Consider the following 12,132-nt stretch of genomic DNA (forward strand, 5'->3'; position numbering starts at 1 on the left):
TGTCCCGCGAAGCGGTTGTTAGGGTCTGTTTACATATGGAACGCACATGCGAATGCCCGAAATCGCTCGTAGGGCAAGAAGTGAGGAGCGCCGTTTGGCCGAGCCAAACAAGCGACGAGCGACGCCGCCATACGGGCGATTTCGTGCATTCCCGTGGAATGAGTTTTTTAATTAGGGGTTGCCACGAGAACGGCCGCTCGCCGCGTTGCGCTCCTTGCGAATACGTCAGTATTCGCGGCGTCGCGCGCCTCGCGAGCGGCCGTTCTCGTGGCAACGCATGCGCGTTCCCTATGTAAACAGACCCTAGTGCAGGCGTGCCGCCGATTTCGACAGGCTGTCGCGCTCACGGCGCCATGCGCCGGGCTGCATGCCCATCGTGCGTTTGAACGCATGGGCAAACGCGGACTCCGACTGGTAACCGACCTGTTCGCTCGCACGTGAGATGGGCAAGCCCTGTTGCAGCAGGTCCGCCGCGAGCCGCATGCGGATCAGCGTCACGAACTGCATCGGCGGATGACCCGACGCCTCGCTGAAGTGCTTGTTGAACGCCGTGCGCGACATATGGGTGAACGCGGCCATCGAATCGGTTGTCCACGCATCGCCGGGCGCATCGATGATGGCGGCCACGAGCGCGCTGAAGCCGGTCCGTTGCATGAGCGACGCGAGTCCGCTGGCGACGGTGTCATGCCGCGCGGCGTCCCGGACCGCGTAGAACAGCAGCAGCTCGACCAGTCGGTCGATCAACGGCGACGGCGCGTCGATACCGTGCTTGCCTTCGTCGCGAATGAGATCGAACAGGCCGTGGATACTCTGATACGCAGCGTCGCCGTGCCGTACGATCAGGCATTCCGGGAAGAGCGACACCATCGTGCGCGAGACGGCGGACTGGAATTCGATGAAACCGCAAGCGAGTCCGACGCTGCCGCTTGCCGGTTCATCGAGCGGTTGCATCGTCCCGCGTCGCTCGATCGGCTGGTCGTCGGCGAAAGTGCCGACCTTCGGGTGGACTGCGGTCGGCGAGAGCCAGTGCGGCACGTCACGCAGCAGAAAGACCGCTTCTCCTTCGGAAACCGGCAGGCTCTCGCGGCCATCGGCGAAGTGAAGCCACGCCGTACCGTGCAGGATCACGTGGAAGCTTGCCTTTGCGCGACCGGCGGTCGATGCCTGCCAGTCGCCGCAATACTGGCCGACATGAAAAAGCTGGCTTCTGGGCTCGAGGCTGGATAACAGCCAATGCACGACTTTGTCTGTTTGCGCGGACATTCCGACACTGGACGGAGTTTGACCCGATCATGCTACGGGCTGCGCGGCGCCGCTCAAAAGAACGATTCATGGAAAGCATATTCCCGTGCTGCCGGCAGGGTTGCATGCGGGCACGTCGCGCAATTCGTCGAAGGCGCGCGTTAGCGCGTCCGAAGTGCGAAGTAGCGGAATTCGAGTGGCGGCATGTCGTACGCGCGCCGGAACGCGCGATTGAATTCGCTCGCGCTCTTGAAGCCGAGACTGTATGCGATCTCGACGACGTGTTTATCCGGGAAGTTGCGCAGGTCGACGGCGGCCTGCATCAAGCGGCGGTTGCGGATATAGGCGGCAAGCCCCCCTTCGTGCTCGAACATCCGGTACAGCGTGGGGCGCGACAACTGCGAAACGCGCAGCACACGCTCGGGCGTGAGATCGGAGTCGTGCAGGTTGGCGTCCACGTACCGTCGCAGCATGCCGATCACCGCCGCGCGCGCGGCAGCGCGTGCGTTTCCGGTCAGTTGCGCCTGTTGGCCGAAGGCCGCTGCGATTAGCAGCGCGCAATTGTGCATCGCGCTGTAAGCGTCGCTCGCACTCATCCGGGGCAGGTTGCGCTGCAGATCGCCCAGTTGCCCTGGAATCAGGCGCGCGAGCGGCGAATGATATTCGATGACACGGCCGTGAATCGACTCGGCCTCCGGAATGACCGACTCGATGAGCGCGCGGGGGACGAATAGCGCGAGCAGATGGCATCGTGCGCGCGTCATCGACATCGGCTGGCCCATGTCGAGCGCGAGCACGCCCGGCACCGATTGCGTCGCAATCCGTTTCGGATACAAGCCGGTCGAGGTTTCGATCGCGCCTTCCACGGCCACATGAAAGACATACCGGCGAACGGCATCGGTCGAGATGCGCGCGGCCGAGCGTGTCTGGGAAACGGCATCGGTGCGACACGCCATGAAGGTCAGGTCGGCGCTACTGTAGCTCTCGATCGATCCCTGAAAACCGTTGTCGAGTTCGGCAACCGCAATCGGTACGTCGAGGAAGTGCCCGATCCGCTCGCGCCAGGCCGGCAGCTGTTGCCGGCACTGCGTGTGGTGCGTGCTGAAGAAATCATGGGCACATCGAACGAGTGTCGGTTCGTCAGCCGTGAGATCGGTTGTCACGTTCACTTGTGGCGCGGGATTGAGGGCGTCGACGTATCCGGACCGGCGGCTCCGGACTTGGCGAGATCGAATGATTACGCGTCAGAGCGTCAGAGCATAAGCCAGTCAAAATGGGACCTGCAATGCGCGTTGAATGGGTGTGCTTCGCAACCAACACTTGACGCACGTGTGTCTGGCGTCGAAACAGCAACAACGACAATACCGCCAAATTTTGACAATCGATCGGAAGTGGATAGGAAATAATTTTCAGTACATGCCTGGCGTGGTCGCGACACCCGCAAGACATTAACCACTCGCACTCGACCGAATGGCAATGCGTTTCCTCGGCACGTTATCCCCCGGAATCGTGCACAGGAATGTGTCCATCGATTCACTTGCGCCTTCGAGCACGACACGCCCATCGGCTTCAACCACATGCAGCGGTCGAGCCGAAAAGTCGAGCCAGCGTACATCCACGCGACGTAATCGGCCATCGCCGACTGCGGCGCCTGCAGATTCGCACGCGACGCTTCCCAGGCCTCGGGATGCTGAAGCCACCACTCGAGCGTGTCGGGGTGACCACTCGCGCCGGGCAGCAATTCGAGGTTGGCGGAAAACGTGCCGTGCAGCACCTTGTCCGCGCCGTATGCCGCGGCGCTCGACGTACGCCTGACCGGCCGTCCCGGCGAGCCGAATGGCGCGCGCAATTCGCTCGTCCGGCAATTCGCCGGACAGCGGCAATCGCAAGTGGTCAACGCTTTCGAACCGAGCCATGAGAGTAGGGGTCGCACGTCTGCATGTGGGCGCCGCAGGCCGCAACGGCCATTAGAGTCTAGGCGAAATCTTGTCCGCCTGTAGACCTCACGTCAAACCACCACATTCACTGGTGTACCGCTCACGAAATTCTCGATGTTGGACATCAACTGATCGGCCAGCGACTGTTGCGCCTCATCCGACGCCCACGCAACATGCGGCGTCACGATCACATTCGGCCGCTGCGCGATCCGCATCAGCGGATTGTCGTCATCGGGCGGCTCGGTCGACAGCACATCGAAGCCGATCCCGCCAATGAGTCCTTCATCCAGCGCGCGCACGAGTGCGTCTTCATCGACCAGCCCGCCTCGCGCCGTATTGATGATGAGTGGCTTGCGCTTCATCTTGCGGAACTCGGGCATCGCAAGCATGCCGCGCGTTTGCGGCGTGAGCGGACTGTGTATCGTGATGACATCGCTGGTTTCGAGGATCTCGTCCCACGGCGTGTAGAGCGGACCGAGCCCCTCGCGGCCTTTGTGCGCGGCGAAAAGGGCGCGCATGCCGAACGCTTTCGCAATCTCCGCCACGCGCTGACCGAGCACACCTTCGCCGATGATGCCGAGCGTCATGCCGCCCAGGTCGTGTATCGCGTGATTGAAGAAGCAGAACTGGCCGGATTTCTGCCATTCGCCGTTCAGCACGTCGTCGCGATACGCGATCAAGTTGCGCCGCAACGCGAGCATCAACGCGAACGTGTGTTCGGGCACGGTGTTCACAGCGTATCCGCGAATATTCGAAACCCGGATGCCGTACCGTTCGCACGCCGCCTTGTCGATGCAATCGGTGCCCGTCGCGGCAACGGCAACGAGTTTCAGGGCAGGCAGTTGCGCGATCACGTCTGCCGTCAACGGCACCTTGTTGGTGATCGCGATGGTTGCGCCGTCCAGACGTGCGGCGACCTGGTCGGCGTGTGTATGGTCGTACTCGACAAGTTCGTGTTCGAATGCCGGGCGCGCGAGCTGGATTTGCGGCGCGAGCGTCGCCCGGTCGAGAAAGACGATCTTCTGCATGTTGATTCCTGTTGAGCGAAAGGAAATGAATCGGGGCGGTTCACAGACGGCGTTTCGCTTCGGCGACGATATGCGCGGGCGTGATGCCGAAGTGTTCATACAGCGCGTCCGCGGGGCCCGACGCGCCGAACCCCGTCATTCCGACAAACCCGCCGCGCTCGCCGAGGTAGCGATCCCAGCCGAACCGCACCGCTGCTTCGACGCCGATGCGCACCGTGTCCGTGCCGAGAACGGCGTGACGATAGGCGTCGTCCTGCTCGTCAAACAATTCCCAGCATGGCAGCGAGACGACGGCAGTCGGAATGCCGTGCTGTTGCAGACGTTCGCGCGCCGCGACCGCCAGCGCCACTTCCGAGCCCGTCGCCAGCAACGTGACGAGACGCCGGCCGCCTTCGGCCTCCGCAAGCACGTAGCCGCCACGCGCACACAGATTGTCGGCGACGTGGCGCGTGCGCACGAGCGGCAGCGTCTGACGCGCGAACACCATCGTGCATGGCCCGCTGCGATGTTCGTAGGCGAGCGCCCAGCATTCGGCCGCCTCGACGGCGTCGGCAGGGCGGAAGACGCGCATGTTCGGCATGGCGCGCAACGAAGCGAGGATCTCCACCGGTTGATGCGTCGGCCCGTTCCTGCCGACGCCAATCGAATCGTGGCTGAACACGAACTTCACGGGGAGCCCCATCAGCGCGGCCATGCGCATCGCGGGCCGCTCGTAGTCGGAAAAGGCGAGGTACGTGACGGCCAGCGAGATCACGCCGCCGTGCGCGGCCATCCCGTTCGCCATCGCACCCATCACGTGCTCGCGCACGCCGCAATGCACGTACGCGCCGCTGCGATCATCGGCGGTGAACGCCTGCAGGCCCCGCTTGTGGCTCGTCGGCGCTTCGAGATCCGCGCAACCGACCATGCGCTCCGGCAACGGCGCGAGCAGGTCGTTGATCTCGGCGGAAATCATGATGCCGGCCTGGCCTTCGCCGCGCTCCACGGCCTGTTTGCGATAGTCGTCCAGCACGCGCTGCCATCCGTCGGGCAATCGGCCTGCCTGTATGCGCTCGAATTCGGCACGCGTATCGCCGGGCAATGCGGCGAGCCGTTCGTGCCACGCGCGATATTCGGCCTCGCTGCGCCGGCCTGCCGCGCGCCAGCTCTCGAGCACGTCGCGCGGGATCTCGAACGGCGCATGCGGCCAGCCGAGTTCGTTGCGTGCGGCATCGGCGTCGGCTTCGAACAGCTTGCCGCTGTGTCCGCCGCGTTGCCCCTGCAGCCGCGCGATGCCGCGTGCAATGACGGTGCGGCACGCGAGCAGCGACGGGCGCGGATCGCGCCTGGCTTCGCCGAGCGCCGTAGCGACGGCTTCGATGTCATGCCCGTCGACTTCGATCACGTGCCAGCCCGCAACGCGAAACCGCTCGCTCACGTCCTCGCTGATTGACAGCGACGTGCTGCCGTCATCGGTCATGCGGTTATCGTCCCAGCAGACAATCAGCTTGCCGAGCTTCAGGTGCCCGGCGAGCGAAATCATCTCCTGGCCGACGCCTTCCTGCAGACAGCCGTCGCCGACGAACGCATACGTATGATGATTCACGATGCCGTCACCGAATTTCGCATTCAGGTAAGCCTCGGCGACGGCCATGCCGAATGCGTTGGCGATGCCTTGTCCGAGCGGGCCGGTCGTTACTTCGATGCCCGCGGCCGGATCGAACTCGGGATGCCCCTCGCAATGCGAGCCCATCTCGCGGAAGGTTCTGATCTGATCGATGCCGAATTGCGCGTAACCCGTCAGATGCAGCAACGCATAGAGGAGCATCGAGCCGTGCCCGTTGGACAGCACGAAGCGGTCGCGGTCTGGCCATTGCGGGTCGGCGGGATTGAACTTCAGATGCTGCGTGAACAGCGCCGTCGCGATTTCGGCCATGCCGAGCGGCACGCCCTGATGGCCTTCGCCGGCGCGCACGATCGCATCGATGGCAAGAAACCGGATCGCGTTGGCGAGCGGTCGCGTTTCGCGCAACGGCATGATTGCGGACATGACTTCTCCTTGCCGCGTCGCCTGTCAGGCGGCGGCTATCGCATGAGCAAGAGTGGAAAGAGGGAAGGGCGCTGCGTCCGTTGCCCGGACGCAGCGCAATGCGTCAGTGCAGGAACCCGATCGAGATCCACGGCACGGCGGCGACGACGATCAGGCCGATCACGAGCGCCACGATATAGCCGACGATCGGCTTCATGCCTTCATCCGGATGGATGCGGCTGACCGCGCAGGCCGAGTAGTAGCCGACGCCGAACGGCGGTGCGAACAGGCCCACGCCCATCGACAGGATCACGACCATCGCGTAGTGCACGTCGTGAATGCCCATCTGCCGCGCGATCGGGAACATCAGCGGGCCGAACAGGACGATCGCGGGAATGCCTTCGAGCACGCTGCCGAGCACGACGAAGACGAGGATCGACGCCGCCATGAACATCATCGCGCCGCCGGGCAGGGTTGCCATCGACTGCGCGAGCTGCCCGGAGAAGCCGGACTGCGTGAGCGCCCATGCCATGCTCGTCGCCGCGCCGATGATCAGCAGGATCGCACCCGATAGCGCGGCGGTGTCGATCAGCATCGGTTTGAGGCGTGCCCACTCGAAACGCCGGTAGATCAGCAGGCCTGCGAGCACGGCATACGCGATACCGATCGTGGACACTTCTGTCGCAGTTGCGACGCCTTCGACGACGGCAAGCCGAATCACGAACGGCAACGCGAGTGCGGGCAGCGCGACGGCCAGCTTGCGCAGGATCTCGCCGCGCGTCGCGCGGCGTACACCCGACAGGTCGTCGCCGCGATAGCGCCACCAGACGACGGCGCACAGCGTGATCCCGAGCACGATGCCCGGCAGCATGCCACCCGTGAAGAGCGCGGAGATCGACACGCCCGTCACCGAGCCGAGCGTGATCAGCACGAGACTCGGCGGTATGGTCTCCGTCTGCGCGCCGGTGGCGGCGAGCAGCGCCACGAGATCGCCGGGCTTCGCGCCGCGCGCCTTCATCTCCGGGAACAGCACGGGCGCGACGGCGGCCATGTCGGCGGCCTTCGAGCCGGAGATGCCCGACACCAGGTACATCGCGCCGACCAGCACGTACGACAGGCCGCCGCGCACGTGGCCGAGCAGGCTCGCGAGAAACGCGATCATCGCGTTGGCCATGCCCGTCATCTCGATCAGTTGCCCGAGAAACACGAAGAGCGGCACCGACAGCAGGATCAGGTGCGACATGCCTTCATCCATCCGGCCGACCACCACGCTGAGTGGCGTGCTCGTCGTGAGCGCCAGATAGCCGAAGGTCGCGAGCCCGAACGAGAACGCGATCGGCACGCCGGACAGCACGCACAGCGCGACGAGGCCGACGAAGAAGATCAGCAGGTTCAGGTTGCCGAGATCCTGCAGCAACGGGCTCACGGCCACGAAGCCGCCGCCGATCGCCGCCACCAGCGCAAGCGCCGCGAGCGTCATCTGCCAGTTGGCCGTGCGGATCAGGCGCAGGCACGCGACGGTGAGCATCAGGATCGAGCCGACGGGCAGCGCCGCGGCGCGCCACGAGTTCGAGATGTCGAGCGCGGGCGTCGTGATGATGCCTTCGTCCTGCGCGAACTCGACGGCCGGGCCGATCACCAGCACGAGGAACGCGATCGGCGCGGCGATTGCGACCACGTCGAGAAATGCGCGGACAGAAGGCGATGCCTTGCCGACCAGCGCCGTCATCCGCATATGCTCGCCGCGCCGCAGCGCAACCACTGCGCCGAGCATCGCGAGCCACAAGAACAGCATCGACGCGAGCTCGTCGGACCAGACGAGCGGCGTATGCAGCAGGTAGCGGCTCGTGACGCCTGCCAGCAGCACGACGATCTCGGCGACCACCAGCAGTGCGGCCGGAATTTCGACGAGGTGCCCGAGCACGGTGTCGATCGCGTCGACGATGCGGCGCGGCGACGGATGAGGGAAAGTAATCGTATGCATGGTGTTCATACCAGTTTGCCGACGTACTTTTCGAGCAGGTTCCAGCCCTGATCGCCGTACTTCGCTTTCCAGTCGCCATAGAAACTCGTCTTGCGCAACGCGTCGCGGAACGCCTGGCGGTCGACGTCGACGACGTTGATGCCCTTGGCCTTCAGGTCGTTGCGCAATGTGCCGTTCAGCTTCGCGATGTCCGCGCGCTGCAGCATCCCGGCCGCTTCGAATTCGCGCGTGACGATCGCGCGCATGTCGGCAGGCAGCTTTTCCCACGCGCGGCGATTGCCGAGAATCCAGTAGCCGTCCCACACGTGCGACGTGAGGCTGATCGATTTCTGCACTTCGTAGAGCTTGGCCGTCGCGATGATCGGCAGCGCGTTTTCCTGTCCCTCGACAACGCCCGTTTGCAATGCCGAATACAGCTCGTTGAAGTTGATCGGGGCAGGGCCGGCATCGAGCGCCTTGAACAGCGACGTGAGCATCGGCGCCTGCGGCACGCGGATCTTGAAGCCCTTCAGGTCTTCCGGCTTGCGGATCACGCGCGTCGACGAACTGACCTGGCGGAAGCCGTTGTCCCACGGGCGCGACACGGTGACGATGCCGGTCTTCTCGATCTGTGCGCGGACGTAGGCGCCGAGATCTCCGTCCATTGCTTTCCAGACGGTGTCGTAGTCGGGGAACGCGAAGCCCGTATTGACGATGCCGGCGGCGGGCGCGAGCGTCGCGAGAACCGACGATGCCTGATTGAAGAACTCGACGCCGCCGCTTCGCACCTGCGACAGCAGGTCGGTATCCGAGCCGAGCTGGTTCGCGGGAAAGACCTTGATGTCGAGCTTGCCGCCCGTCGCTGCGCGAATCTTGTCGCAGGCCTGTTGCGCGCGGACGTTGACCGGGTGCGTCGGGTCCTGGCCCGTCGCGAGCTTGTACGAGAATTCGGCGGCCGACGCGCTGCGAATCGACAGGCCCCAGAGCGGCGCCGCCGCGGCGACGGTCGCGCCCGCTTTCAGGAAGCTACGTCGATCGATGCCGCTGCGGGTGGTCGAGCGATTGCTCATGATGTGCTCCTCCAATACGGATTTGTGATGTATCGGTTCGTTTTACCCGGACAACACGCTCTCTGGCGCGTTTGTCTTCGCCCGGCGACTGCCTGTCGCGCGCGGCCGGCCGGACCCGGCCGCACGTCTTGTGTACGTCGGCGGCAAATCAGCCGTGAATCAGCATGCCGCCATTCACGTCGATGACAGCGCCCGTGATGTACGACGAGATCGGTGACGCGAGAAACAGGAATGCGCCCGCGACGTCGTCGGGCACGCCGAGACGGTTCAGCGGAATGCCGGCGAGGATCTCTTCGCGCTTGTCGTCGCTGATTTTGCCGGCGTTGATGTCGGTCTGGATCAGGCCGGGCGTCACGCAGTTCACGCGAATGCCGTCGGCGCCGAGTTCGCGCGCCATCGCTTTCGCGAGGCCGAGCACGCCCGCCTTGGCCGCCGAGTAATGCGGGCCGCCGAGAATGCCACCGCCGCGCTGCGCCGAGACCGACGACATGCAGCCGATCGATCCGCTCTTCTGCTTCTTCATCTGCGGCACGACGGCCTGTGACAGATACAGCACGCCGCGCAGGTTCACGTCGAGGACGCGATCCCAGCTCTCGGAATCGATATCGAGCAGTTTCACGGCTTGTGTGATACCCGCGTTGTTGATGAGCACGTCGATCGTGCCGAAATCGGCGACGATCTGTTCAACAGCGGCCTGGCACGCCTGCCGGTCGGTCACGTTGCAAGCATAGCCGCGGTGCTCGGCGCCGATCGACGCGGCCGCATCGCGTGCCGCCGATGCGTCGAGATCGAGGATCGCGATCTTCGCGCCGTGCTTCGCGAACAGGCGCGCGGTGGCCATGCCGATGCCGCGCGGCGATGCCGCACCGGAAATGACGGCGACCTTGCCGTCGAGAAGACGAGACTCTGACATGATGCGGTTCTCCTGATATTGCGTTCGGTATGGGTTGTCGTGATGGCGGGTTGCCCGGTTCAGCCGAGCCAGCCCTTGATGGTGTCGCTCATCGCTTCCGTCGAGATGCCGTAGCGGTCGTGCAGCGTCGGCAGTGCACCGGCGTCGAGGAATGCGTCGGGCAGCGCGATCTGCCGGAACGGCGGCGTGACGCCGGCGCCGAGCAACGCGCGCGCGACCGCTTCGCCGAGGCCGCCGATCACCGTATGGTTCTCGGCGACGATGACCATTCGGCCCGTTCGCTTTGCTTCGCGCAGGATGGTCGCGGTATCGAGCGGTTTGATGGTCGGCACATGCAGCACGCCGACGCCGATGTTGTCTTCCTCCAGCGCTTTCGCGACTTCGAGCGAGCGCATCGTCATGATCCCGGACGAGATCAGCAGCACGTCGTTGCCGTCGCGCAGCAGCTTCGCCTTGCCGAGCTCGAAGCGATAGTCGTACTCGTCGAGCACGGCGGGCACGTTGCCGCGCAACAGGCGCGCGTAGACGGGGCCCTTGTGCGCGGCGATCGCCGGCACCATCTGCTCGATGTCGAGCGCGTCGCACGGATCGATCACCGTCATGTTCGGCATCGCACGCATCAGCGCGAGGTCTTCGGCGGCCTGGTGGCTCGGGCCGTAGCCCGTCGTGAGGCCCGGCAGCGCGCAGACGATCTTCACGTCGAGGTTGTCTTCCGCGATGGTCTGATGGATGAAGTCGTAGGCGCGGCGCGTCGCGAACACGGCATAGGTCGTGACAAACGGCTGCGCGCCTTCGTGCGCGAAACCGGCCGCCGCGCCCATCAGCAATTGTTCGGCCATGCCCATCTGGTAGTAGCGCTCGGGAAACTCCTTCGCGAAGATGTGCAGGTCGGTGTACTTGCCGAGGTCGGCCGTCATGCCGATCACGTTCGTCTTCACGCGCGCCAGTTGCGACAGCGCATGGCCGAACGGCGCGGAACGCGTGATCTGGCCTTCGCCCGCGATCGACGCGATCATTGCGGAGGTCTTCAGGCGCGGCTTCTTCGCGACGGTGCTCATGCTTGCCTCCCGGCTTCGAGCGCGTCGAGCGCGAGCTGCCACTCGTGCGCGTCGACGCGGATGAAATGGTTCTTCTCGCGTGCTTCGAGGAACGGCACGCCGCAGCCCATCTTCGTATCGCAGACGATGATGCGGGGCTGCGCGCCGGTGTGCTGGCGGGCGTTGTCGAACGCGCGCGCAACGGCTTCGATGTCGTTGCCGTTCACGCGCTGCGTGTACCAGCCAAACGCTTCGAGTTTGTCGACGAGCGGCTCGAACGCCATGATCTGCGTCGACGGGCCATCGGCTTGCTGGTTGTTGACGTCGACGATCGCGATCAGGTTGTCGAGCTTCCAGTGCGCGGCCGACATGAGGCCTTCCCAGATTGCGCCTTCGTCGAGTTCGCCGTCGGAGAAGAGCGTGTAGACGAACGCGTCCGAGTTCTTGCGCTTGAGGCCGAGGCAGCGGCCGACGGCGATCGTCAGGCCCTGGCCGAGCGAGCCGCCGGACATCTCCATGCCGGGCGTGTAGCTCGCCATGCCGGACATCGGCAGGCGGCTGTCGTCGCTGCCATAGGTTTCGAGTTCGTCGGCGGGCAGGATGCCGGCTTCGAACAGCGCGGCGTATAGCGCGATCGCGTAGTGGCCGTTCGACAGCAGGAAGCGGTCGCGTCCTTCCCATTCGGGATCGTCGGGGCGGTAGCGCATCGCGCCGAAGTAGGCGACGGACAGCACGTCCGCGATGTCGAGCGCCTGGCCGATATAGCCTTGGCCCTGTACCTCGCCCATCAGCAGCGCATTGCGGCGGATGCGGTAGGCGTGTTCCGCGAGTTGGGCGGTGCGCCCGGCTTCGCTCGTATTCACGCGTGTCTCCTTCTTGCGGCCCCGGCGTGTTGAAGGCCGGACGCCGGGTGATTCGTGGCGGGATGTTTCGT

9 protein-coding genes are annotated in these 12,132 nt (G+C 64.7%); all 9 read right to left on the bottom strand.

What is annotated here, in order from left to right:
* Positions 1–303: 303 nt before the first annotated feature.
* Complete coding sequence (locus G3N94_RS14060) at positions 304–1,263, bottom strand: AraC family transcriptional regulator (RefSeq protein ID WP_205792993.1); 960 nt, start codon at positions 1,261–1,263, stop codon at positions 304–306.
* Positions 1,264–1,403: 140 nt separating this feature from the next.
* The gene (locus G3N94_RS14065) at positions 1,404–2,405 is read right to left on the bottom strand and encodes a helix-turn-helix domain-containing protein (RefSeq protein ID WP_205792994.1); all 1,002 of its coding nucleotides are present in this window, start codon (positions 2,403–2,405) and stop codon (positions 1,404–1,406) included.
* 845 nt (positions 2,406–3,250) lie between these two features.
* Entirely contained in the window at positions 3,251–4,207 is a 957-nt protein-coding gene (locus G3N94_RS14070; protein WP_205792995.1) for a D-2-hydroxyacid dehydrogenase, read from the bottom strand.
* Positions 4,208–4,247: 40 nt separating this feature from the next.
* Positions 4,248–6,236: a transketolase gene (gene tkt / locus G3N94_RS14075; RefSeq protein ID WP_205792996.1), complete on the bottom strand. Its 1,989-nt coding sequence runs from the start codon at positions 6,234–6,236 to the stop codon at positions 4,248–4,250.
* A gap of 103 nt (positions 6,237–6,339) precedes the next feature.
* A complete protein-coding gene (locus tag G3N94_RS14080) occupies positions 6,340–8,199 on the bottom strand; it encodes a TRAP transporter large permease subunit (protein ID WP_205793017.1) in 1,860 nt (619 codons plus the stop codon).
* 5 nt (positions 8,200–8,204) lie between these two features.
* Positions 8,205–9,248: a TRAP transporter substrate-binding protein gene (locus G3N94_RS14085; protein WP_205792997.1), complete on the bottom strand. Its 1,044-nt coding sequence runs from the start codon at positions 9,246–9,248 to the stop codon at positions 8,205–8,207.
* Positions 9,249–9,396: 148 nt separating this feature from the next.
* Positions 9,397–10,161, bottom strand: coding sequence for a glucose 1-dehydrogenase (locus G3N94_RS14090; protein ID WP_205792998.1), 765 nt, complete (start codon positions 10,159–10,161; stop codon positions 9,397–9,399).
* 59 nt (positions 10,162–10,220) lie between these two features.
* Complete coding sequence (locus tag G3N94_RS14095) at positions 10,221–11,219, bottom strand: transketolase family protein (protein ID WP_205792999.1); 999 nt, start codon at positions 11,217–11,219, stop codon at positions 10,221–10,223.
* Positions 11,216–12,061: a transketolase gene (locus tag G3N94_RS14100; RefSeq protein ID WP_205793000.1), complete on the bottom strand. Its 846-nt coding sequence runs from the start codon at positions 12,059–12,061 to the stop codon at positions 11,216–11,218. Before G3N94_RS14100 ends, G3N94_RS14095 begins: the two co-directional genes overlap by 4 nt.
* Positions 12,062–12,132: the final 71 nt, after the last annotated feature.

It is taken from the genome of Burkholderia sp. Ac-20353 (assembly GCF_017104785.1).
Lineage (GTDB): Bacteria > Pseudomonadota > Gammaproteobacteria > Burkholderiales > Burkholderiaceae > Burkholderia.